Genomic DNA, 24,291 nt, shown 5'->3' with positions numbered 1-24,291 from the left:
CTAAAGGCAGCAATCCTGGCACATTTAAAATTCGATTCGAGTCCGACTCGCGTTCATCACGGAACCTTATTTCGTTTACGGAAGCGGCCTCACCTGCCCGGGCAGCACCGTTCCCGGCGTTGGGGGCTGATGCAGCGATTCCGGCACTTTGCGGTCCAACTCCCTGCTCACCTCATTTAGTGAGGAAGGGTAAAAATAAACGATGCTTTCTCCGCTTTGAAAATCGCAGTTGACCCCGGCAGTGCAGTTCCCCGTGCCCGCGCCGGTATTGTACCGGACGAACGTATACCGGTCGACATCCTTATCTCCCGCCGGCCCGACGATCGCCAAAAACCGCTGTGTTGTTGCGGAAAATGCGCCGCCCTTGATATACACAAACTGGTCGGCCGTCAAACTTGTGCCGTAGGCGGCGTTGAAGTCGGATACGGTTTTGGTTTCGTCGGACAGAAACCAGACGATTTTGGTGCTGTGCGGCTCAATGGTCATATCCGTCGTGCGGCCTGCCGAGTAAACGAGATATTCCCCGACATCATATTCCCATGGCTTCGCATATTGATTGCCCCAATAATAATAGATCCGGTGATCGGTCAAATCGATTGGCTGATTGCTGTTGTTGTAAAGCTCGATGTACCGGTAAGGCTGGTTGACTCCCGTGGAACTGATGACCGCTTCGGTGATCTGCAGATCGCCGGGAACAACCCGCGGCGGTGCGGTTGCGCTAAATAGCGATGCGGTGTTAGTCGCATAAACGTGATCGACTGCATACATGCCGCTGGCCGTGCGGTATGGAGTCGCTCCCGACTCGAATACCGTATACAGGTTTCCGCCACGCACAAACATCCCTTCGGCCATCGGCGGCGCCATAAGATTATAAAGCTGATTTTCTCCGTCCAGGAACCAGACCGGTGTCGCCGTCGCGCCAAACTTTGCCGTTGTGGTATGAGGCGGGTCGGCCAGATTTACCTGGTAGACAAGCAGGTCGCTTGTTCTGCTGCCATATGACTTGCTGAGCACGATGCGGTTGCCGTCGATAGCCATTCCTTGAACTTCATCGGGAACCGCTAAAATATAATCCGGGATGACGGCCCCTGTTGCGGCGTACACGCGGGATGTAACAACCGCTTCGCCTGCAGCTAAACGGTAACCGGACACCCAGGCGGAATACTCCCGGTTGTCTCTGTTCTGCAGATGATGCGTCGTATCCGTGACCGGATACGTGTATCTGGCATGTTCGCCAACCCATAACACGCCATTGTCAATCGTCATGTAATCGGCTCTCGATTCGGTTTTAATATGATCGGTCAAAATCAATGTGTCCATATTGACAGCGTGTTCAATATCTTTGATGTCAAATTGGTCGATGCCGTTCACCGAGGCGATCCAGCCATGGCTCACACCGGCCGCGATCCCTCCCGCATGTCCGGTATACGGGGTCAGCGGGTCGGTAAACAGTCTGACCGATTTAATCAGATTGCCGCTTGTGAAATCGATGACGGAGAGCAAACTTGGACCGCCGTCCGACCTGTAAGATACGACGATCATCCAGTTTTTGGATGGAACGTAACAGATCCCTTGGGGAACGTAATCTTCCGTAAGGCCGGGAACAATGAAATGTGCCGTGCTCATGCTGAAATATTTGGCATAGTTCGGAGAATCCGTTACAACCATATCCGCCGGCTCTGTTTGCGTAGGTGGTCTGGGAGGGACTTGCCCTGCTTTTACGGTGCCGGGGGTCGGAGTTTGGTGTGTTGTGCCGGATGTTTTGCGGACCATTTCCCGGCTCTCCGTATCAAATGAAGCCGGCGCATAATAATTAACGCCTTCACCCTGAACGAAATCACAATTCACGCCTGCCGTACAAGATCCCGTCCCGGCATCGGCGTTATAGCGGACGAAGGAATGCCGGTCGTTGACTTGGTTGTAGGGGGAACCGACAACGGCCATATATCTTTGGGCGGTATAAGAGAAGCCGCTTCCTTGGATGTAAGCAAACTGGCTTTCCGGCAAGCTGGTATGGTAATTGGCGTTAAAATCGGCCGTCGTTTTGCTTGCGTCCGACAACAACCAGACGATTTTGGTGCTGTAAGGCTGGATGAACATGTCGGTCGCTCTACCGGCCGAGACGATACTGTACGTATCCACGCCCGGCGACAGCCACGGTTTGGCGCTGACGTTCCAATAGTACAACAATTTTTGCTGGGATAAATCAATCGCTTGAGCGCTGTTGTTATACAATTCGATATAGCGGTAGGGAGTCCCCGTACCTGAGGAATGAATCACCATTTCGGTGATCAGCAGTTTTCCCGGCGGCGTCGGCACTTGTCCGGATTTAAGCGTACCCGGTGTCGGTGCTTGATGCAGCGATTGGGGCGTCTTGCGCGTCATCTCCCTGCTTGTCGTATCGAACTGCTCGGGAAAATAGTAGTCGACGCTTTCCCCCTGCACGAAATCGCAGTTGATTCCCGCCGTACACGTGCCTGTGCCGGCGTCAGCGTTATAACGCACAAAAGTAATCCGGTCGTTGACCTTGTCATAAGGGGGAGAGACGATCGCCATATATCGCTGAGCCGTGTAATTAAAGCCGTTTCCTTTTGTATACACAAACTGGTCTTCGGTTAAATGCGCATTGTATGCGATGTTGAAGTCGGCCACGGTTTTGGTTTCGTCGGTCAGCAGCCAGACGATTTTGGTGCTATACGGATGAATGTAAGTATCGGTTGTTCTTCCGTCGGCGATCAAATCGTAGGTGTCCGCGCTTGTATTCTGCCAAGGGTTTGAAGCAACGCCCGGCCAATAATACAGCAGCTTGCGTTTCGTTAAATCGATCGAGCGGCCGCTGTTGTTGTACAACTCAATGTAGCGGTAGGGAGCTCCCGTTTCCGGGGAATGAATCATCACTTCGGTAATCAGCAGCGACGGCGGGTTTTCAGCGGCGGCATAAGCAGTTCCGGGAATTCCCGCCGTACCGCCTATTAATGAAAGCAGGACAGCAAACAAGCCGGCAAAAAAAGGGATATAACTCTTTTGGGGCATGCGTTATTTCTCCTATCGATCGATTTTTCCCGTCATTCGCCACGGCGGCAAATTCCGGATTTGCACGATGCTGTCGATGCCCGCAATCTCCCGCAAGCAGCGGGGAATTGTCTGCTGTATTTCCGCATAGCAACTAGGGGGCCTTACTTCGCCGGAAACAGCAGCCGCCTGCTGTTAATATGAGGTACAAGCACGTGCCCACCGCACGAATTCGAATGCCCCAGCTCCAGCGGCGTTGGCCCGACAAAACGCGATTGCTTGCCTTCGATCGTCAGCAGCCCCGGCTCCAGCGTCACGATGGCGTACAAACTTTCCTCATAAGGGGCGCACTGCGGCAGCAGCCGGTGGGCGGCGGATATTTCCTCTGAATAACGCGTGGTTGTATAATTTTTGCCCAGGTAGTAATACGACATGCTATTGATTTGAACGTAATAGACATCATCGATAACTTTGACACCGTCGAGGTGCTGATGCCCGTTCAAGCAGGCGATTACCTTTTGAAAACCGGACGTCTCATTGGCTTCCCGTAAAATCGCGCGAAACTCCTCATGATTGCGAATCCCCATGTTCGGAGCGACATAATGGGACTCCAGGTTTTGATGGCTGAAAATGACGGTTTGCCGCTCTGTCGCCGCGAGGTCGGTCTTCAACCAAGCGAGCTGTCCGGAAGTCAGATTGTTAATCGCATCCGGCAGCTTGTGGTAGTTGCCGTATTCGTAGTCGGCGTATCCATCCTCTAGGCTTAAGAAATTCGCATCCAATACGATAAAATGATAATCGCCGCAGTCGAACGAATAATAATTGCGCTCCATGCCAAGAAAGTCCATGATCGTACGTTTATCGCACACATCCATATCGTGGTTGCCGAGCACATGGTATTTTGGTCCGGTAAACGATTCCCACACGCCGACGAACGGGCGGTTTTCTTCCCGCGGGTAACAAAAGTCGCCGAGCTGGATAATAAAATCGGGCCGCTCGCGGTTCATGCGGTCTATAAATTCGCGCAGCCGGGACTCGGCTTGGTACATGAAGTCTTGATGCACGTCGGCCATCAGGCCAAAGCGGATTGTTGTTCCGGTCATCTTGAAGTTCCTCCTTAAGTTCCCTCAGCTTTATTCCTTCACCGAACCAAGCACGATCCCATGAATGAAATACCGCTGCAGCAGCGGATAAATGAGTAAAATCGGCACCATGCTGACGATGATTTTGGCTGAGTTCAGGCCTTCGTCCGACGTTTGCATCAGCGTTTTCAGCGTTTCCGGATCCATGTTCTCCCACTGACTAGGCTGCAGCCGCAGCGTGTTGATATACGTTTGCAGCGGCAAGTTCTGCGCTTTATGAATGAGCACAAGCCCGTCGAAAAAAGCGTTCCAATGCCCCACGATGCTGAACAGCGTAACGGTGGCGAGGGCGGGCAGCGCAAGCGGGATATACAGCTTAACCATTGTATACCACGGCCCGGCTCCATCCATCATCGCTGCTTCGTCCAGCTCCTTTGGCAGACCGCGGAAGAAATTCATCAGCAAGAGGACGTTGAATACAGGAACTGCGCCAGGCAGCACAAGCGCCCAAATCGTGTCGATCAGGCCGACGGAGCGGACCGTGATGTACCAAGGGATCAACCCGCCGTGAAACAGCATCGACACGATAACGACCCACATGTACACATTGCGAGCCGGGAACCGCTTGTTGTCGCGCGAGAGCGGAAACGCCATCAGCACCGTCAGGAGAAATTGAATCGCGCCGCCGAGCAGCACTCTTTTGACGGAGACGCCAAACGACACGAAAAATTGCTTGTCGCCCATCATCGCCGTATAATTCGCCAAACTTACATCCACCGGAAACAACGTCACCTTGCCCGCGGCGACCGCCGCTTTCTCACTGAACGAAATCGCCAGCGTATTCAAGATCGGAAACAACGACAAGCAGGCGATGACGGTAAGTAAAGCGAGTATGACAAGGTCGGCCAGTTTCGACCGCCAGCTTTTGCCGTAAACGACCAATGCGATCACGTCCTATTAGAGTTTTTGCGCCAGCAAAAACTGGCCTCGTAAGCATCTCCTAGAAAATTTTGTATCCTGCAAACCGGGACGCGAGCTGATAAGACGCCACGATCAGCACAAAGCTGACGACCGATTTCATCAATCCGACCGCGCTGGCAATGCCGTATTGCGCATGAACGAGCCCGACACGGTATACGTAAGTGTCAATGACGTCGCCGGAAGCGTACACCAGCGGATTGTACATGTTCAAAATTTGCTCGAACCCGGCGTTCAGCACATTTTCCAGCGACAGCGCGGCAAGCAAAATGATCGTGGACATCATACCCGGCAGCGTCACGCTCCACAACTTCTGAAGGCGTGTCGCCCCATCGATTTCCGCCGCTTCGTAGAGCGACGGGTTGATCGCGGTCAGCGCCGCCAAATAGACGATTGCCTTGAAGCCGAAATCTTTCCAGACATCGCTGCCGACCAGCACAAACGGAAACCACGTATTGCTGCCGAGAAACAAGATCGGCTCCATCCCAAACAAGCCGAGGAACTGATTGACCATACCCCGCAGCGACAGCAGATTGACCATGACGACCGAGAGGATAACCCACGACATAAAATGCGGCAAATACACGATCGTCTGCACCCATCGTTTAAAATAGCGCACCCTGACCTCGTTCAGCAGCAAGGCGAACAACAGCGGCGCGATTAAATGAGCGACGATTTTCATTGAAGCAATGTAGATCGTATTAAAAAAGACAAGTTTGCTGTCGGAAATTTGAAACATATAAGAGATGTTGTCCAGGCCAACCCATGGAGAGCCCCATATGCCTTTGGCCGGCAAAAACTTTTTAAAGGCGATAACCGCGCCAAGCATCGGATAAAGATGAAATACGGCCAGCACGATCATGCCGGGCAGCAGCATCAGGTGATAAGGAAATTGCGCTTTCAAGCTTTTCATGCGATTGTCCTCCTGCAGAGCTGCCGTTACTTAAGCCGCTCGGCTTCCTTCGCCACCTCTTTAGTTACGTCGTCGCCGCCTTGCTTTTTCCATTCGGTTACAAACGTATCGAAATAATCGACCGGTTTGTCGCCAACGATGATACGGATGAACGCTTCGTCTTCCAGCTTGGTCAAATTGGCCCACTTGGTTTCCATCGACTTCGTAATGCCGTAGAACTGGTTGTATTCCTCAACCACTTCAGGACGAAGCACCATCTTGCCTCCGACGAATTGATACAACACATAAGCCCAGTCCTGCGGCGACGCCTTCAATGCATCCAACCCTTTAGTATAGTTGTCGTAAATGCCTTGGTCGCTTTCCGGCAGCTGCTCCCGCTTCAGCTTTCCGGCAGCTGCGTCCTGGAAGCGCTGGAACCGGTCGCGCACCGTATTTTTCGTGCGGAACGTCATCTGGATCGGACGGACCGTCCAGTTGGTTCCCGGACTGTCGGCGTATACCTTCGGCGCGTCGGGGGCGTTGTTGTCCATGGTGGCGAACAGGTTGATCAGCTTGATGATCGCTTCCGGATGTTTGGCGCCTTTCTTCACCGCCATAATTCGGCCAAGCGGATTCGGCTGGCGGGCGTGCAGCTTGCCGTCCGGAGATACCAGCATGTAGGCGCCCCATTCTGCCTTCGGATTGTTTTTGACTGAATCCGCGAGCGCTTTCATCGGAGCCCAGGTGTATCCCATCGAAATGCCTGCTTTGCCGGCGCTGATGTCTTTGGCGAATTGATCGGTTTTCACCGTCCCGAATTCCTTGTCGAGCATTCCGCCCGCATACATGTCTCTCAGCTTGGACAACGCTTGTTTTGTTTCCGGCAGCAAGGAGCCATACACGATTTGGCCGTTTGCATCTTTTCGCCACGTTTTCGGATAAGCGTTATAAGCCGTGAAAATCAAATCGAGCGAATTGTAGCCAACCGTCGAGGTGACAAACGATGAGGTGCTCTGAATGCCGTACGTATCTTTTTTGCCATTTTGATCGGGATCGTTTTCGATAAACGCTTTTGCGACCTTCTCCAAGTCGTCCATCTTAATCACTTCGGGCAGATCAATGCCGACGTTTTTCAGCCAGTCCTTGCGGATCCATACGACCCCGTCGCTGTCGTGTGCCGGAGAAGTCGAGGGGATGCCCAGCATTTTGCCGTTATAGGTGACCTTCTTCATAAATTCGGGACCGAAGCCGCTAATGACATCTTTCAGCAGCGGGGAGGCGTAGTTGTTGTAGGCTGCGGTCATATCCTCCAGCATGTCCGAGTCGGCCATAATTTTGAACTGGCCTTCGGAGACAAACATAAAGTCGGGAATATCGTTGCTGGAAATGAGCAAGCTGACTTTGTCCTCGTAGCCCGTTTGGGGCACCTCGAAAGCATGCTGGATTTTGATATTCAGCGTGTCTTCGATCAAGCGGGTATAGCGGTTGTCCTGCAGCGTGTCGTTGGAGCCAGCAGGCCATTTCACTTCTCCCGGATTATAATAGCCAAGGTTGATCGTAACCGGACTTGCGTATTTGCCCATTGGGCCTGGAGCGTCACCTTCGGCCGGCTTGCCTGCCGTTCCGGAACTCGCGGATGGTTCCTGCTTATCGCTGCAAGCTGCGGTAAATGCAAAAGACAACGCCAGCAGCAGCGTAAACCACGTTTTTTTTCGTTTCATCAAAATATTCCCCCTGTGCATAAAGTGAGTTTCAAACTAATGGTAAGGGAAGAAGCGGAGCGGGCGTGAGCCATACGTGTCTTCGTTTATGGGGAAAATCGTTGGTTTTGCAGCGTTGGGTGCGAAACGCTTTTCCTACCTTTGCACCGTTTTCATACATGCCAAGTTCTATATTCCGATGGCAGCAGTCCGGTCTCGTCCCGGAATTGCCTGCTGAAGTAGCGATGGTCCGAGTAACCGCATTCCTCGGCAATGTCGGCGACAGACCTCGAGCTTTGCAGCAGCAGCGTTTTGGCCCGGGCGATGCGCAGCTCCTTCATGTAATCATGAAACGGCTTGCCCAGCAGATCTTTGAAGCATTTGCTGAAATACCCGCGGCTGAGCCCCATTTTGCGGGCCAGCTCGCCTTGCGTGATGTTCAAGTCCATGTTCGTTTTGATAAAATCGGCCGCATCCATAATGCGCAGCGCAACGTCCTGCGGATAGGCGGAAACTTGCAGGACGTTCCGCAGCCGGTCCCGGAATCCGCCGATATATACATCCCATGCCGCCAAATCCTGCAAACCTTCCGCACCGGGCAGCCACTCCGGCAGCAAATCGCCGCCGAGCATCCGGTTCCACTCCACCAGCAAATAATGCATCATCTGCCTCAGCTTAAGAATGGGCGGATTCATGCCGTGCAGCTCGCGGCTGAACTCGTCAAACAGTTCTTGCTTAATCGTCCAATGCAGCGGCAGCCATTTATTCATATGGACTTGCAGCCTTTTCTCATCATCGGGCGACCACAGCGGCTCCGATGCTGCCGGTTTCGCTTTCTCTTCCGGTTTCTCTCCCATCCGCAGGGCAATGCGCCGGAGCGCATCCTTCATCATATCGTCTTCCAGCTCTGTTTTGACGATATAATCAACGGCGCCTAGTCTAAGCGCTTCCTGGATATACTTGAAATCCTCGTGGCAGGTGAGCACGACCATATGAATATGGGCAAACTGCTCGCGGACACGCCGCATCAAATCAAATCCGTTCATGACCGGCATGGCCAAATCAGTGATTAGCAAGTCGATGGGATGCCTGAGCATGAATTCAAGCGCTTTTTCTCCGTTGCTTGCTTCGCCTGCGATATGAATGTCGAACTCCTTCCAGGGGAGCGTGGAGATCAGGCCTTTGCGGACAATATATTCGTCGTCGACGATAAGCGCGTTAATCATGGTGTGAGCCTCCCGCTTCAGCGATTGGAATGTAAAAATACATCGTTGTTCCGGTTTCCGGCGAGCTGTCCGCCCGCAGCCTGGCGGATTGGCCGTAATGGACCTGCAGCATGGTGTTCACATAATTCAAACCGATGCCCATACCGACTTTTTCCCGCTCGGGAATATCATGCAGCAGCAGCTTTTCGATTTCTTCCGGGCTCATGCCTTTGCCGTTATCTTTTACCTGCACGGCGATATAAGTTTCGTCCGTTACAGTTACGGTTAATTCAATCGCGCTGCCTTCTTCGGTGAGCCCGTGGTACAGCGCATTTTCGATTAACGGCTGCAGCAGGAAGCGGGGGACAAGCACGTCAAGCGTCTGCGGATCGGCATGAATGCGAACGGTAAACTCATAGTGGTACCGGATTTGCTGCAGCTTAACGTAATCCTGAAGCGCGTCGATTTCCTGGCGCAGCTTGACGAGTTCCCCGTCTTTGCCGAGATTATAGCGCAGCAGCCGGATAAATACGGTCACCAGGTTAAAAATATCCTGCTGGCCGTTTCCTTTGGCAAGCCATTGCACCGTATTCAGCGTATTGTACAAAAAGTGCGGATTGATTTGCGCGACCAGCTTTTCCACCTCCAGATGCCGCTTATCTTCCTCCTTCTGTTTCAGCTCGGTGAGCAGCGTCCATATATTCGTGCGCATTTCCTCAAATTGCGTAAGCAATACGTCCAGCTCGGTCACGTGCGTCAGCTGCAGGGGCTGCCGCATCGGCGTTTCACCGTCCAGCCGGCTGTCCCCGAGCTGGCGGATTTCGCGGTTCAGCTTGCGGAGCGGGCCATAGATCATATTCCATATCCACCAGCCGACCGCCACGCTGAAAACAAGCGACAGCACGGAAATCGCCGCCCAGGAGATGGCCCAGCTGCGCACTTCTTTTTGAAAATCGGTTTTATGGACGATGGAGTAGATGTACCATCCTTGCTCTTCGCTGTACTCCTGAAAATAGTAATAATCGCCGATCATGCTGTATTTGTCGGGACGAAGATGGGATGGCATCCGGGAGCCGGCAGGAAACCCGCCGTCTTGGCTGTAAACAACAGTACCCTCCTTATCGGCAAGCACCTGTACTGTTTTGATGCCGTATTGACGGTTATTCATCAATTGATCGACAAGTCCGATGCTCGATTCCACGTAGATACTCTTGCCGTCTTTTTTCAATAAATTGACCGAACGGGAGAGCGAGAACACCAAGCCGTTATTAAAAGTAAACGTGTTGTGAGGCGCGTAGAAGGTCACGCCTTTGTACGTCGTAAGCGCAGGCAGATGGTCCGGGTTCGACTCGGGCTGCATCTGCTGATTTTGATAGAAGGGATCATTGGCCGGCAGAGTGTATATATAAATCAGATTCGTTTCGGGATTGGTAAAGCTGAGCAGTTGCAGCCGGCTGAACACTTGCTGTCCGAGAATGTAACGCTCCACGGGATCCTCCGATTCGAACATCAGCTGCATATCGCGGGCGCTGAGCTGCTGCGAGAAATAATTCAGGTTCATATACGTCTTCTCCACGTTGGTTCTGACCTGATGCAGCGTGCTTTCTATCCCTTTTGCCGTTTTATTGTCAAGAATCAGGTAAATCATATAATAGGAGACAGCCCCGATCAGCATGATCGGTACGACCGTGCTAAACAATAAGCCGATAATCAGATTGGTCCGCAATGACCGCGGTCTGACTGTTTTTATGGAGCGTAATCGCGGAATATTCAGCCATGGCATGTGCAGAACTCCCTCATTTGTAGGTTGCATTCGTTACATACATTCTCTCTTGCCCTTACGCACTCCTTGTTTCAGGCCAAAACCGCTTGGTATTCGGAATTTGGTAGCCAGCCGTACCATGTCGCACCTGTCGCGGATGCGGGGAAGCTGTACAAGGTACCGAAAGGCCGTTCCGGCGATAGCGTGCTTATTTCCATTGTAACCGGGAGGGCGGAGCGGCAGTGAGCTATAAATGTGCGGGCGAATGTAGAAAAATGTTTTTCGCGTATTGAACCGCAAAATCAATAGCAATTGAGTTCGCCGGCAAGTTTACGTTATAATAAACAGAATGACCGCAGGAGAAAAGGGGTGTAGATACTTGAGTATTTCAATAAAGGATGTCGAGCATGTTGCGGGATTGGCTCGTCTGGAGTTGTCCGATGCGGAAAAGGAACAGCTTACCGAGCAATTGAACGCCATTTTAAAATATGCGGAGCAGCTTAACGGTTTGGATACCGAGCATGTAGAGCCGACCAGCCATGTGATGCCGCTTGTTAACGTCATGCGTGAGGATGCGGACAGACCGTCCCTGACGCTGGAAAAAGTGCTGCTGAACGCGCCTGATGAGGAAGACGGGCAGATTAAAGTCCCGGCTGTGCTCGAATAGAACAGGGCTTGTATTTTGGGGACAAGCTCCAAGCGGGATATTAGAAAAAGAATGCTTACGAAGTCAGTTTTGCCTTTGGCAAAACTTTAAGTGAATGCTTACGAAGTTAGTTTTGCTATCGCAAAACTTTAAGGAGGGGCCGTTTTGTCTTTATTCGATCTCAAATTGCAGGAGATACATAACAAGCTGCACGGCAAGCAGCTCTCCGTTTCCGAGTTGGTCGACGAGTCGTACAGCCGGATCGGGCAAGTAGACGGGAAGGTTAAGGCTTTTTTGACGCTTGATGAAGAAAATGCCCGTGCCGCCGCGCGCAAGCTGGACGAGCAGCTTGGCGGCGACGAGTCTCGCGGACTGCTGTTCGGATTGCCGGCGGGGATTAAGGATAATATCGTTACCGAGGGACTGACGACGACATGCGCAAGCCAGTTTTTGCGCAACTTCAACCCGGTTTATGACGCTACGGTTGTCCAAAAGCTGAAAGCGGCTCAATCCGTCACCATCGGCAAGCTGAATATGGACGAATTCGCCATGGGCGGTTCGAACGAAAATTCCAGCTTCCACCCGACCTATAATCCGTGGAATCCGGAGCATGTACCGGGCGGCTCAAGCGGCGGCTCGGCAGCGGCTGTGGCCGCTGGAGAAGTGTATTTCTCACTTGGCTCCGATACCGGCGGCTCAATTCGCCAACCGGCCGCTTATTGCGGTATCGTCGGCATGAAGCCGACCTACGGGCTTGTATCCCGTTTTGGTCTTGTCGCTTTTGCCTCGTCGCTTGACCAAATCGGTCCGCTCACGAAAAACGTCGAAGACTCCGCATATGTGCTCCAAGCGATTGCCGGGCACGATCCGCAGGACTCGACATCGGCGAAGGTCGATATTCCCGATTACATCAGCTCGCTAACCGGGGATGTGAAAGGGCTGCGCATTGCCGTGCCAAAGGAATATCTCGGCGAAGGCATAGACCCGCAAGTCAAGGATGCCGTACTCACCGCATTGAAAGTTTACGAAAGCATGGGAGCGATCGTCGAGGAAGTATCGATGCCGCATTCCGAATATGCCGTAGCCACATATTATTTGCTCGCTTCTTCCGAAGCTTCATCCAACCTGGCACGTTTTGACGGGGTACGTTACGGTGTTCGCGCGGAGAATCCGGCCAACCTGTTGGACTTGTACCATAAGTCGCGCAGCCAAGGTTTCGGCCCGGAAGTGAAACGCCGCATCATGCTTGGCACATACGCTCTCAGTTCCGGTTACTACGACGCATATTATTTGAAGGCTCAGAAAGTGCGTACGCTGATTAAGCAGGATTTTGACAATGTTTTCAAAAATTACGACGTGATCATCGGACCGACTACACCAACGGCCGCATTTAAGATCGGTTCACAGACAAGCGATCCGCTCACGATGTATTTAAATGATATTTTGACAATTCCCGTCAACTTGGCGGGCGTACCGGGAATTAGCATCCCGTGCGGTTTTGCGGACGGAATGCCGGTTGGACTGCAGATCGTGGGTAAACCGCTGGATGAGTCAACCGTGCTTCGCGCGGCGCATGCCTACGAGCAAGCGACTGATTTCCATAAACAGCGCCCGGCGCTGTAAGGTATAGAAAGCAAGTTTTCCTTGCGAAGGCTTAAAGATTACGCTGCGAAGCTATATAAGTTGAACCGAATACTACCAGGAAAAGCAGAGAGAAATGGAGGAAGGGAATGGTCTTGCCAGCGAGTTTTGGCTTTGAATTCCTACAATCCGCAGGCCCATTACTAAAAGGAATTCAAAACAAGATGTTTGAAGCGGGCAAGATCATCCCTTCCGGAATGGAACGTACTTCCCCATGGGTTCAATTTATATAGTTTTCCTTGCGAAAACCTAAAGATTATGCTTACGAAGCCAGCTTTTTTGCTGGCGCAAAAAAACTCTTAGGAGTGTTCCGTATGTCAGCAACGCAAACGAAATACGAAACGGTCATCGGCCTTGAAGTTCACGTGGAGCTTCATACGAAGTCCAAAATTTTCTGCGGCTGCTCCACCGAATTCGGTGCGCCGCCGAATACCCATACATGCCCGGTATGTCTCGGGTATCCCGGCGTGCTTCCGGTGCTGAACCGGCAAGCCGTCGAATATGCTATGAAAGCGGCGATGGCGCTGAACTGCCAGGTTGCCACCGAAAGCAAGTTTGACCGCAAAAACTATTTTTACCCCGATTCGCCTAAGGCGTATCAGATTTCGCAATACGACAAGCCGGTCGGCGAACACGGCTACATTGACATCGAAGTAAATGGCGAGACAAAGCGGATTGGCATCACACGTGTTCATCTGGAAGAAGACGCAGGCAAATTGACGCATGTGGACGGCGGTTACGCTTCGCTTGTCGATTTTAACCGTGTCGGCACGCCGCTCATTGAGATCGTCTCCGAGCCGGATATCCGCACGCCGGAGGAAGCAAAGGCTTACCTCGAGAAGATGCGCGCCATTATGCAGTACTGCGACGTGTCCGACGTGAAGATGGAGGAGGGCTCGATGCGCTGCGATGCCAACATCAGCCTCCGCCCTTATGGTCAAGAAGAGTTCGGGACCAAAGCCGAGCTGAAAAACATGAACTCGTTCCGCGGCGTACAGCGCGGGCTTGAATACGAGCAATGGCGTCAAGCCGACGTGCTGGATGGCGGCGGCAAGGTCGTGCAGGAGACGCGGCGCTGGGATGAAGCCCAAGGCAAGACGCTGTCGATGCGCGGTAAAGAGCAAGCCCACGACTACCGCTACTTCCCGGATCCGGATCTTGTGAAGATGCATCTCGACGACGAATGGAAGGAGCGCATCCGCGCTACCATTCCTGAACTGCCGGATGCGCGTAAAGCGCGTTATATGTCCGAATTCGGCCTGCCGAGCTATGACGCCGAGGTCATCACATCTTCGATGAAAATGGCCGACTTTTTTGAGGAAAGCTTAAAATACACGAAGGACGCGAAAGCGGCCTCCAACTGGATTATGGGCGATCTGCTCGGCTACTTGAACGCCAACAATCTGGAATTCGGCGATCTGAAGATTACAGGACAATCGCTCGGCGAAATGATCGGACTGATGGACAAAGGAACGATCAGCAGCAAAATCGCCAAAACGGTATTTAAAGCGATGCTGGAAACCGGTAAGGCGCCGCGAACGATTGTCGAGGAGCAAGGGCTTGTGCAAATCAGCGACGAAGGCGCGATTTTGGCCATCGTGGATCAGGTCATTGCGAACAACCCGCAATCGGTCGCCGATTTTCATGCAGGTAAAGATAAAGCGATCGGCTTCCTGGTCGGTCAAGTGATGAAGGAATCCAAAGGCAAAGCGAACCCCGGATTGGCCAACAAGCTCATTATGGACCGTCTCAAAGGGTAAAATCATATCGAGGCGCAGCCGCAAGGCGCGCCTCGTTTGCGCTGAAAGGAAGATGACCTTGCTGCTCCGTCCGATTGATGTTTTCGACCATCAGGCTGCACTGGAATTGTTGGCGCTGCAGATCATATCCTATGAGATTGAAGCGAAGCGGATCGGATTTGAGCAGGCTCCGCCGCTTTCGGATTCCTTTCAAACACTGCAGCGTTCGAAAGAAACGTTTATCGGCTGCTATGAGGAGGGGAAGCTCATAGGCGCGGCTTCCTTCAAAGAAAGCGCGGATGAGGCGACGATTTGCCGGATGATGGTCCATCCAGACCATTTTCGCCGAGGCGTCGCAACGATGCTGCTGTTGGAGATGGAGCGGCGGATCGGTCCTCATCTGACCATTCACGTCCCGGCGGGGACGCGAAACGAACCTGCGATGAGTTTGTATTTGAAGCACGGATATGTGCCGGAGAACGAGGTTCTGGTCGCGAGGGGCATCACCATTACGATGCTGGTGAAACGCAGAAACGCCGGCCGGCAGGAAGCCGATCGGCGCACATAAGTTTGTTGTTTTAAGTTTTCTGTCTCGCACTCATCACCGACAGCTCTACAAGAGCTGCAGCTTTATATTGGGTGAAATCCACCGGACTGCCGTTCACGCTCCGTTCAAGCTTGAGGAGGCGGCAGTCCTTTTCGTCATGCGCGGCGGTCAGGCTCATCTCCAGCTTGGTTCCGAGCAAGCTTTCATATGAGAATACCACTGTATCACCGGCTTCATTATCCTCCGCCGCTTCGATCTGACGGAAGACTTGACGGTGCGCCAGTTGACCCCATCTGTCTTGGAGCTGTTCCAGCGACTCGATGCCAATGGAACGCGCTTCATACTCGCTGATGGCTTCCATCATCACGCCGTTGATCCGGCCGCTGCTTGAAACGGAAATGCGCTCCGGTTTTTCCTCGGTTGTATAAGGCTGCATCACGGCAAAAGCGATATACACATCTCCGATTTTCCCGGCGCCGGTATGTTCGTTAAAGATCCATTGCCCGCGCGGGAGGCAGCCGATCAGTGTTTCCCCTGCATTTTGCGGCAGTATATACAGCGCGCAAGCGCTGTTGCGGTGAAGCAGCACCTCTCCATACGGGCTGGCATGCCGGTCGTCTCCGGGCTTATATTTTTCGCCGGGATGGAAGAAGTAGGCCTGATTTACGCCGTTTGCCACATTGGTGAGCGGCAGGGTGACGTTCCAGCGGTGCTGCTCGTTGTCAAACTCCAACCGCCGTTCCCACAAGCCGCCGACCGCATATTCCGGCGTTACGTAGGTGTAGCTGTGCACATCCTCCACGAGAGCGGCATCCGCATTGGTGATTCGGATCCGTTTCTTGAGCTCTTCGGAACCGGACGCTGCCCTTGTTGTGCCTTTCTCGCGGACCGCTGCCGGAATTTGGTAGGAATACAGCGCCGCGCCTTCCACCCGCGGAAAATCGAGCGGTGCGGGGAAATCGCCGAACTGAATGTAGTCGTGCGGCGTATTCCGGTCACGGGGAGCATCGTGCGGCCATTCCCGGGATTTTGGCCCGATCCATGTGCCTTTCAGGTAATATTCGGCCCGCAGCTCCCATAAATACCCGAGCAGCTGCTCGGAGACCGCTTTGGCCCGAGGATCGTCGACGACCTCCCACACGCACGTAAACGCTTGGACCCAATGCCAGAACCACGGCAGCGCGCCGTATTCCTTAAAACCGAAGGTTTGCACATGAGCGAGCTGACGGCGTGCACACTCGATTCCTTCGGCAAGCAGCTCGTTATCGCCAAACAGATGACCGAGCAGCAGCTTGAGGGAGGTATGTTTGGCTTCATGGTGATGGATCTGTTCCAGCGGGTTGCGGTAAACGCCGCTTTGATAAATATGAGTCAGAGCAAGACTCAGCTCGCTTTTAAGACTTACATCCATATCTGCGGCATATTTATCGTAGAAGAAAGCGATCAGACAGCCCATCAGCTCGACGGGGAGCACGTGAGGTTTGGCCGTATCGGGATTTTCGCCTAAGTTCAGCGGCCAGTGTCCATACATCGGGCTCTCCGGGTTTTGATCCTGCAAGCTGAGCACCTTGGAAATGATGCGTACGGCCAGCTTCAGATCGTGTTTCTGCTGCTCCGTCCTCGTTTCCTCCGGGGTATGAGTAATAAAAGCATACAAATGAATGGCAAAATAATAGTTATCGCGCAAATCCGCATGGAACCACAATCCGCTGTCCTTCAGCGGCAGCCCGGCTGCCGTAAGTGCAGCCGAACGCAATATTTCCGCGCGGCGCTGTTCAAACGTCGTCACATCGTTCATCCTTTCTAAGCAGATTATGTGTACTTGTAGTCTAGGCGAGTTAGCGGGAAAGTACAAGCGCATATCCTGCGAGTTCAAAAAGTCGACATTTCCATGCCGTCAAGGTTTGCCGTGAAGCATACCGTATAAAAACAAAGCTTTGTCGGCGGCCTCATGATACAATAAAAGTTGACAACATACATTAAGGGGTCAATCATCATGCGCAAAATAGGGAGATATACGGCTGCGCTGCTGCTCGTTGGCGTCGGCGTTGCGGTTATCGCCGGCAAACAGACGGGCACGGACTACACGGCATTGGCTGCACGGTGGTGGCCCGTATTGCTGATCTCGCTTGGAATCGAATACGTGCTTTTTCAACTGATCTATGGGCGCACCGGCAAGCCGACACGGCTTGATATTGGGGGGATGCTGCTGGCCTGCATCTTGTCAGCCGTCGTGTTCAGTACGCAAAATTCGGTGTTTTCGGAAAAATGGTTTCGCCTGGACGGACTGTTTTCTTTATCTTCGGAGTCGGGCAACCGGTTTGATAAACCGGTGATGAACGTTCCTCTGGAGCGGAATGCCGAAAAAGTGTTGATCGATAATCCATCAGGCAGTGTAACGGTAAAATCGGGAGCTGTCGAGCAAATACAAATCGATACGACGGTGTGGGTCGATAATGTAGACGCAGAGGACGCGGCGGGCATTGCCGGACAATCCACCGTAGAGTCTCTCGTTTCTAATGGTAGTCTAAAAATTGAAGCCCGCGGCAAAGAATACGGCAGCGGCGTGTTTGCAAGGCGCAAACCGCGCATGAATCTTACCGTCACCGTGCCGTCCGGGATTAAAGCGGATATCGAGCTCTCATTGGTTAGCGGCAAAGCAGAGGCATCCCAACTGCCCATAAGGGGCCAATTTACCGCCTCTACGATCAACGGCGAAATTGACGTGTCCGACCTGGAAGCAAACGTCAAGTTGAATTCCACCAATGGGAATATTAACGCTCAGAATATAAAAGGCACAGCTGTTTTGAAAACAGTCAACGGTTCCGTTTCATTGCTTCATAATCAAGGCGATGCCAGGTTGACCAGCACGAACGGTTCCATAAGCGCCGTCGGCATAAGCGGATCGCTGCAGGCGGAAACGATCAACGGTTCCCTTACGGTGAGCGATGCGCTGCGTGATGTGAACGCCCATACAACCAACGGCTCGATTAATGCGAAGTCAAGCTCTATCCAAGGCAACTGGGATTTGAAAACGATGCACGGCAGCATCGACGTTTTGCTCCCCGCCCAGGCCGATCTTGATGTTAAGGGCAAAGGCGGCGCCGGCCAGATCAGCAGCGATTTCCCGCTGCAAACCGACAAGCGTTCGCTGCGCGGCCAAATCGGTTCGGGCACGTACCGCCTCGACTTGGATACGAATGGCAGAGTCTCTGTGCGCAAGGCGGATTGACAAATCAGGCGGCGCAATCGTAAAATATATGAATAACATAGCTTGCGTGGTGGTGATAAGCATGGACTCCCGATTGGAGTTAGCGTTAACAAAGCTGAAAAGCACCGGCGTGCGCATGACACCTCAGAGACATGCCATTCTCGCGTATTTGATCGATACGATGTGTCATCCCACGGCGGATGATATTTATAAGGCGCTTGAGCCGCGTTTTCCGAGTATGAGCGTGGCAACCGTCTATAACAATTTGAAAGTGTTTATCGAAGTTGGCTTGGTGCGGGAAATGAATTACGGCGACCAATCAAGCCGGTTCGATGCAGATATGACCGATCATTACCATGCTCATTGCGAGCGGTGCGGGGGAATGTTCGATTTCGATTATCCGCCGCTGGCGGAAGTCGAAAGAGCGGCCTCCGAACAGACGGGATTTATCGTGACTGGACATCGATTGGAAATATATGGCATATGCCCGAATTGCGCCGATATTACTAAACATTAACAGCACTCTATATTTCATGTATAATGAAACGTGTTCGGATAAGCGATTATCGCCTCCGGATACGTTTCTTTTCGTTTTACAATCTATTAAACTAGCGGGAGTGAATCTATGGATACGGTTCAACGCACTCGAAAAAATCGCCTCAAAACCGTCATGGTAGTGCTTCTGCTTCTGCTGCTTGTTCTGATGGGAGCTGCCTTGTTTGCGTATTATTGGATCGAACTGAGGGCCTCGACGGAGCATACCAAGCCCGATTTTAAAGGCTTGGCCAAACCCGTATATTATAAAGGCAAGCTGCTGGAGCAATCTGCGGCAGGAGAGAGTGAAAGCTTGAAACTGCCGTATGCGCTGATCAAGAAGGAAATTGACCCGAACATGTTGTACGAGCAGGCTAGCGATTCGGTCATCATTACGACGCAAGATAAAGTGGTCCGGCTGAAAACAAGCCAGTTAACCGCAATGATAAACGAGAAGCCGTTTAGCTTAAGTTTCCCCGTTGAGAAAATCAACGATGAAATGTATGTGCCGATTGCGCCGCTGCTGCAGCTGTATTCGATCCAAGTGAAAGAAGCTCCGCAGACGGGCATTATCATTTTACAGAAGCAAGGCGACGTCATTCAATGGGGGAAAACGGCGGCAATTCCCAAGAAACCTCAAGAAACTATCGCATTGCGTAAGGAGCCGTCCATTAAAGCCCCGATCTATGAGGATGTGAAACAGGCCGCTCCCGTGATGATCTGGTCGGAGCGGGAAGGATGGTATTACACACAGTTGGAGAACGGCGTTACAGGTTACATGCAGAAAAGCGACGTAGTGCTGGATAAAGTGGACATGCTCCCGGTGCAAGATCTTCCCGACTCCTTTGTTCCTTGGAAACCGATCGGCGGTAAAATCAATATGACTTGGGAGCAGGTCGTTACCAAGACACCGGATATGAAAAAGGTCGGTCCGATGCCTGGCGTGAACGTGGTCAGCCCGACTTGGTTTCAATTGGAGGACGGCCAAGGCACGATCAAGAACCTGGCCGACCCTGCCTACATGACGTGGGCCCGCAGCAAAAATTTACAGGTATGGGCGTTGTTCAGCAACGGCTTTGAACCAAAACGGACAACCGAAGCGTTATCCACCTACGATAAACGGATGAAAATGATCAAACAGCTGATCAGTTATGCGCAATTATACTCTCTTCAAGGCATTAATATCGACTTTGAGAACGTATCGCTTTCGGATAAGGACGAGCTGGTCCAGTTTGTCCGCGAGATGACCCCGTTCATGCACGAACAAGGGCTTGTCGTATCGATGGACGTTACCGTCAAATCAACTAACGAGAATTGGTCGATGTTCTACGACCGCCGCGCGCTTATCGAGACTTTGGATTATATGATGGTGATGGCTTATGACGAGCACTGGGCTACAAGCCCCAAAGCGGGCTCTGTCGCCTCGCTTCCATGGGTGGACAGGTCGGTCGCCCAATTGTTGAAGGAAGACGCGATACCGCCGTCCAAGCTTGTACTGGGAGTTCCTTTTTATGCGCGCGTCTGGACGGAAGAAACGAAGGATGGCAAAACTTCGGTATCCTCGAAAGCCGTAACGATGGACAGCGTGCAGCAGACGATCAAGGATAAGAAGCTGACACCGGCATTTCAAGAGGACGCCGGACAAAATTACGTTGAATACAAAGACGGGAATAAGCTTATTAAAATATGGATTGAAGATGAAACCTCAATGAAAGCGCGTATCGATATCGTCAAAAAGTACGGTCTTGCAGGAGTCGCTTCATGGAAAAGAGGGCTCGAAAACGCAAGTATTTGGCCGGTTATTCAATCGGCGTTGGAAAAAAGGCCTTGATAGCGTAAACCTGCAATAAAAAAAGCTTTCCGGTTTTCGGTTTTGCGCCGAGGCCGGGAAGCTTTTTTGCTGCGGGTAAAATATGCCGCAGATGAAATGTTGTTATTGTTGGTATTCTCGGATTGTTATTCAAGATGAACCTGTCTAAGCGGCAAGCTTAAGTCGTCTTGCTCTCCGGTTTCGTGGCATGTTCCGGGTCCATCGTCAGAATGGTTTTACAGAACATGCAGCGGTCCGTTTTACCGATCATTTTAGTCGGCTTGGCGCATTCCGGGCATTCTACGACAACAGCGCTTGTTGACATCATGCCTGCGAAGAAATAAATGCCCATGCTCCCCAGCATGCTGACCGCTCCGATGAGCATACAGATTACCGCGGCGATTCGTCCGACTTGCCCCCAATCAAACACAATTCCCGCTAGACCAACGATCATCAGCAGCATGCCGCCCATCGTCAGCAGCAGCCCCCATAATCGGAATTCATTCACTTTGCTAGATTTTAACTGCATCCCTTTTTTCACTTCTTTCGTAAGTATTATGTGTGTTTTGTCACAATTGCAGGCAGGAAACCTTATTTGGATGGAGAAATAGATAGTATTCGCGTAATCGATGTTCAGGAGGTTGGAAACGGTTGAACTACTTAAAACAGCAATTGGCAGAACGATTGGGACGAAATCCCGACGTACTTAGCGTATCGGTCATTGATAAGTCGAAGCTCCAATCTTCGCTGACTGACGGGTTCGATCTGCTGCTTCTTGTCATCTCCAACCGTTTGCACGCAGGCAATCAACTATTTCATTATATAAGAGACAATCTTCGTATACAAGAAAGATGGGTGGATCCCGAAAGTTTGGAACAATGGATTTTGCGCGGGACGCACCGAAACATGTTCCATTGGATTTTAAAAGGGGAGATCATTCTGGACCGGGATACGTATTTGGAAGGGTTACGACACCGTATGCTGGAGTTTCCGCCCGATTTGCGGGCCAAGAGGCTCCTTATCGAGTTCTCCGGATTTCTGCGCTGTTATTTGCAGAGCAAGGAGTTTGTTTTGGAAGAGCAGATGCTGGATGCGTACAATAACATCATGGAGGCACTCCATCATTGGGCCCGCATCGTTATTATCGAAGAAGGCGCGCATCCGGAAGTGACGGTCTGGAAACAGGTCAAGACGATTAATCCTGGCGTATACAAGCTGTACGAGGAACTTACATTCAGCAGCGAGACGTTAAAGCAGCGAATCGAGCTTGTGCTGTTGGCCAGCGATTTCTCCGTCATGTCCCGTTTGGAATCGTGCTGCGGGCTTCTGCTTGACATCTTGAAAAGCAGACCCGAAGCGTGGAGCATGAACGAGCTGCAATTGCTTGCCGATTTACGCGAAGTTAGCGCGGAACTATCGTTGCTTATGAATAAGCTGGTTCAAAAATCGGTCGTGAAGGAGCTTGTTTATTCGGACGATCTTGAATTATCCAATTTGGAGCTTCGATATACGATAGCCTGATTTTGTGATATACTATATAGAATTTCATATAACCACTAGGGGAGCCCGTGAAGCCGGGCTGAGAAAGGGAGCTAAACCCTTGACCCTTGGAACCTGATTATGCATGACCTGAAGTTACGGGTTATGCTCTGGATTATGCCAGCGTAGGGAAGTGGAGTAATGCATCAAGTTTTATATGCATGCAGCCATGAAGCCAACCTACCCGAGGTTGGCTTTTTTGAGCTTATATTAAGAAAAGCTTGCGCTAAACCGCGGTCGCTCATCATGGAAGACTTTCGTTAGAAGGTGTTCTTCTTTTCCCTGAACGGATCATCTTGTCCGGGGATCCTCTTCTGGCGCTGCGAGAAAATGGATTTTTTAAGGTTTTGATATTTTGGATAAAGGAGGAGGAATTATGGAGCTTGTTATCAACGGGGAAACCAAGGAAGTTTACAATGTTTCCACGGTTGCCGATCTATTACGCGCCTTTCAATTGCAGAATAAGATTTTGGTCATCGAATTAAACAGGGTCATTATCAATAAGGATGTATACGATGAAACGCAGCTGAGCGGCGGTGATAAAATTGAAATCGTCCATTTTGTCGGGGGCGGTTGATACGGGGGTTGCAGCAATAAAAAATATGAGAGGGGACATACATATGAACGATACATTAAAAATAGGTCCGTATGAATTTAATTCGAGGCTGCTGCTGGGGACCGGTAAATTTTCCGGAATTGACGTGCAGAGCAGAGCGGTGGAAGCGTCGGGGACGGATATACTGACGTTTGCCATTCGCAGATTGCCGATCGATACTCCGGATGCGCCTAACTTTCTTGAGCAGCTCGATTTGAAGCGGTTTACGCTGCTGCCGAACACAGCAGGCGCCTATACCGTTGAAGAAGCGGTGCGCATTGCGCGGCTGGCGAAAGCTTCGGGTCTTTGCGATATGATTAAAGTGGAGGTTATCGGAGATCCGAGAACGCTGCTTCCCGATCCTATCGGTACCTTGGAAGCTACAAAAATTTTGGTTGAGGAAGGTTTCATCGTACTTCCGTATACTTCGGATGATCCGATCTTGGCGAGAAAACTTCAGGAGGCCGGAGCCGCTGCGGTCATGCCGGGAGCTTCTCCGATCGGGTCGGGACAAGGCATCGTTAATCCGAATCATCTGCGATTCATTATTGAAGAAGCTAAGGTGCCGGTCATTGTTGACGCAGGTATTGGCGGACCTTCCGATGCGGCTCTGGCGATGGAGCTCGGAGCGGACGGAGTGCTTTTGAATACGGCCGTGGCCGGGGCCCAGGATCCGGCCCTAATGGCGGAGGCATTTAAATGGGCAGTCATAGCAGGCAGAAAGGGATATATGGCAGGACGTATCCCGAAAAAGCGGTATGCTTCAGCTAGCAGTCCAGTTGAAGGAATGATTGAGTAACCATTACAAGATCCCTCTGAAAAAGAGACGCCCCTTGATGTTACGCATACACATGCGGAGTATCTGGCGTCTTTTATTTTGCCCCGGAAACAAGCTTTTGATTGCAGCAAAAGTTTTTTCTATTTATGCTTGACTTTAATAAACGGGATATGGTACATTAACTCTCGCCGCTTCTGAAGCGGCAGCAAATAAAGCAAGAAACAGCAAGTGCTTGAAAAAAAGGTTAAAAAAAGTGCTTGCATCGAACTAGGCAAGTGTGGTATATTATAAAAGTCGCCGCTAAAAACGACGACAAAAAGTAACAAGAAATTGCTCTTTGAAAACTGAACAACGAGTGAATGTAAAACAAGCAAGTCAGTAGTGTTATGAGCTATATTAAACAAACCTTAATGGAGAGTTTGATCCTGGCTCAGGACGAACGCTGGCGGCGTGCCTAATACATGCAAGTCGAGCGGATCATTCCTTCGGGGATGGTTAGCGGCGGACGGGTGAGTAACACGTAGGCAACCTGCCTGTAAGATCGGGATAACTACCGGAAACGGTAGCTAAGACCGGATGAGTGGTTTTCTCGCATGAGGAGATCAAGAAACACGGGGCAA

Annotated in this window: 19 protein-coding genes, 1 rRNA gene and 1 riboswitch; of the genes, 11 read left to right on the top strand and 9 right to left on the bottom strand. The window is 51.6% G+C overall.

Annotated elements, in window-relative coordinates:
* Positions 1-75: 75 nt before the first annotated feature.
* The 7 genes from EYB31_RS04810 to EYB31_RS04780 form a co-directional block, all read right to left on the bottom strand.
* Positions 76-3,033, bottom strand: a complete 2,958-nt coding sequence (locus tag EYB31_RS04810) for a lamin tail domain-containing protein (RefSeq protein ID WP_131012153.1) — start codon at positions 3,031-3,033, stop codon at positions 76-78.
* Between the two features lie 143 nt (positions 3,034-3,176).
* The gene (locus EYB31_RS04805) at positions 3,177-4,115 is read right to left on the bottom strand and encodes a metallophosphoesterase family protein (RefSeq protein ID WP_131012152.1); all 939 of its coding nucleotides are present in this window, start codon (positions 4,113-4,115) and stop codon (positions 3,177-3,179) included.
* 30 nt (positions 4,116-4,145) lie between these two features.
* Positions 4,146-5,045 (bottom strand): carbohydrate ABC transporter permease, encoded by a 900-nt coding sequence (locus EYB31_RS04800; protein ID WP_338119903.1) that lies wholly within the window; start codon positions 5,043-5,045, stop codon positions 4,146-4,148.
* Positions 5,046-5,094: 49 nt separating this feature from the next.
* A complete protein-coding gene (locus tag EYB31_RS04795; RefSeq protein ID WP_131012151.1) occupies positions 5,095-5,985 on the bottom strand; it encodes an ABC transporter permease in 891 nt (296 codons plus the stop codon).
* 26 nt (positions 5,986-6,011) lie between these two features.
* Positions 6,012-7,685, bottom strand: a complete 1,674-nt coding sequence (locus EYB31_RS04790) for an extracellular solute-binding protein (protein ID WP_165452211.1) — start codon at positions 7,683-7,685, stop codon at positions 6,012-6,014.
* A 152-nt stretch (positions 7,686-7,837) separates the two neighbouring features.
* The gene (locus EYB31_RS04785; RefSeq protein ID WP_131012149.1) at positions 7,838-8,890 is read right to left on the bottom strand and encodes a helix-turn-helix domain-containing protein; all 1,053 of its coding nucleotides are present in this window, start codon (positions 8,888-8,890) and stop codon (positions 7,838-7,840) included.
* Entirely contained in the window at positions 8,883-10,652 is a 1,770-nt protein-coding gene (locus EYB31_RS04780) for a sensor histidine kinase (protein ID WP_165452210.1), read from the bottom strand. The genes EYB31_RS04785 and EYB31_RS04780 overlap by 8 nt, the downstream gene beginning before the upstream one ends.
* A 358-nt stretch (positions 10,653-11,010) precedes the next feature.
* On the opposite strand from EYB31_RS04780, the gene gatC reads away from it, so the two are divergent.
* The 4 genes from gatC (at position 11,011) to EYB31_RS04760 (ending at position 15,225) form a co-directional block, all read left to right on the top strand.
* Complete coding sequence (gatC, locus tag EYB31_RS04775) at positions 11,011-11,298, top strand: Asp-tRNA(Asn)/Glu-tRNA(Gln) amidotransferase subunit GatC (RefSeq protein WP_240762069.1); 288 nt, start codon at positions 11,011-11,013, stop codon at positions 11,296-11,298.
* Positions 11,299-11,442: 144 nt separating this feature from the next.
* On the top strand, positions 11,443-12,900 hold the full coding sequence (gene gatA / locus EYB31_RS04770) for an Asp-tRNA(Asn)/Glu-tRNA(Gln) amidotransferase subunit GatA (RefSeq protein ID WP_131012146.1): 1,458 nt from the start codon (positions 11,443-11,445) through the stop codon (positions 12,898-12,900).
* Between the two features lie 332 nt (positions 12,901-13,232).
* Positions 13,233-14,678, top strand: coding sequence for an Asp-tRNA(Asn)/Glu-tRNA(Gln) amidotransferase subunit GatB (gatB, locus tag EYB31_RS04765; protein ID WP_131012145.1), 1,446 nt, complete (start codon positions 13,233-13,235; stop codon positions 14,676-14,678).
* Between the two features lie 52 nt (positions 14,679-14,730).
* Positions 14,731-15,225 (top strand): GNAT family N-acetyltransferase, encoded by a 495-nt coding sequence (locus EYB31_RS04760; RefSeq protein ID WP_131012144.1) that lies wholly within the window; start codon positions 14,731-14,733, stop codon positions 15,223-15,225.
* Between the two features lie 10 nt (positions 15,226-15,235).
* On the opposite strand, the gene EYB31_RS04755 is transcribed toward EYB31_RS04760, so the two are convergent.
* A complete protein-coding gene (locus tag EYB31_RS04755) occupies positions 15,236-16,993 on the bottom strand; it encodes a hypothetical protein (RefSeq protein ID WP_131012143.1) in 1,758 nt (585 codons plus the stop codon).
* A 207-nt stretch (positions 16,994-17,200) separates the two neighbouring features.
* On the opposite strand from EYB31_RS04755, the gene EYB31_RS04750 reads away from it, so the two are divergent.
* The 3 genes from EYB31_RS04750 (at position 17,201) to EYB31_RS04740 (ending at position 20,780) form a co-directional block, all read left to right on the top strand.
* Positions 17,201-18,436: a DUF4097 family beta strand repeat-containing protein gene (locus tag EYB31_RS04750; protein ID WP_131012142.1), complete on the top strand. Its 1,236-nt coding sequence runs from the start codon at positions 17,201-17,203 to the stop codon at positions 18,434-18,436.
* A 61-nt stretch (positions 18,437-18,497) separates the two neighbouring features.
* Complete coding sequence (gene perR / locus EYB31_RS04745) at positions 18,498-18,932, top strand: peroxide-responsive transcriptional repressor PerR (RefSeq protein WP_131012141.1); 435 nt, start codon at positions 18,498-18,500, stop codon at positions 18,930-18,932.
* A 108-nt stretch (positions 18,933-19,040) separates the two neighbouring features.
* Complete coding sequence (locus EYB31_RS04740) at positions 19,041-20,780, top strand: glycosyl hydrolase family 18 protein (RefSeq protein WP_131012140.1); 1,740 nt, start codon at positions 19,041-19,043, stop codon at positions 20,778-20,780.
* Positions 20,781-20,937: 157 nt separating this feature from the next.
* Here EYB31_RS04740 and EYB31_RS04735 read toward each other — a convergent pair whose 3' ends face one another.
* The gene (locus EYB31_RS04735) at positions 20,938-21,288 is read right to left on the bottom strand and encodes a DUF2614 family zinc ribbon-containing protein (RefSeq protein WP_131012139.1); all 351 of its coding nucleotides are present in this window, start codon (positions 21,286-21,288) and stop codon (positions 20,938-20,940) included.
* Between the two features lie 122 nt (positions 21,289-21,410).
* Here EYB31_RS04735 and EYB31_RS04730 point away from each other — a divergent pair, with 122 nt between their 5' ends.
* From EYB31_RS04730 to EYB31_RS04715, 4 genes are all read left to right on the top strand, one after another.
* Entirely contained in the window at positions 21,411-22,280 is an 870-nt protein-coding gene (locus tag EYB31_RS04730; protein WP_131012138.1) for a nucleotidyltransferase-like protein, read from the top strand.
* A gap of 27 nt (positions 22,281-22,307) precedes the next feature.
* A riboswitch (TPP riboswitch) is annotated at positions 22,308-22,447 on the top strand.
* A 227-nt stretch (positions 22,448-22,674) separates the two neighbouring features.
* A complete protein-coding gene (gene thiS / locus EYB31_RS04725) occupies positions 22,675-22,875 on the top strand; it encodes a sulfur carrier protein ThiS (RefSeq protein ID WP_131012137.1) in 201 nt (66 codons plus the stop codon).
* A 43-nt stretch (positions 22,876-22,918) separates the two neighbouring features.
* On the top strand, positions 22,919-23,692 hold the full coding sequence (locus EYB31_RS04720) for a thiazole synthase (protein ID WP_131012136.1): 774 nt from the start codon (positions 22,919-22,921) through the stop codon (positions 23,690-23,692).
* 386 nt (positions 23,693-24,078) lie between these two features.
* Positions 24,079-24,291 (top strand): 16S ribosomal RNA (locus EYB31_RS04715); the annotation flags it as partial.

The sequence above is a fragment of the Paenibacillus thalictri genome (genome assembly GCF_004307995.1).
In the GTDB taxonomy this organism is placed as follows: domain Bacteria; phylum Bacillota; class Bacilli; order Paenibacillales; family NBRC-103111; genus Paenibacillus_AF; species Paenibacillus_AF thalictri.
The sequence above is the reverse complement of the archived record's forward strand: the minus strand, read 5'-3'. Positions and strand labels throughout refer to the sequence as shown.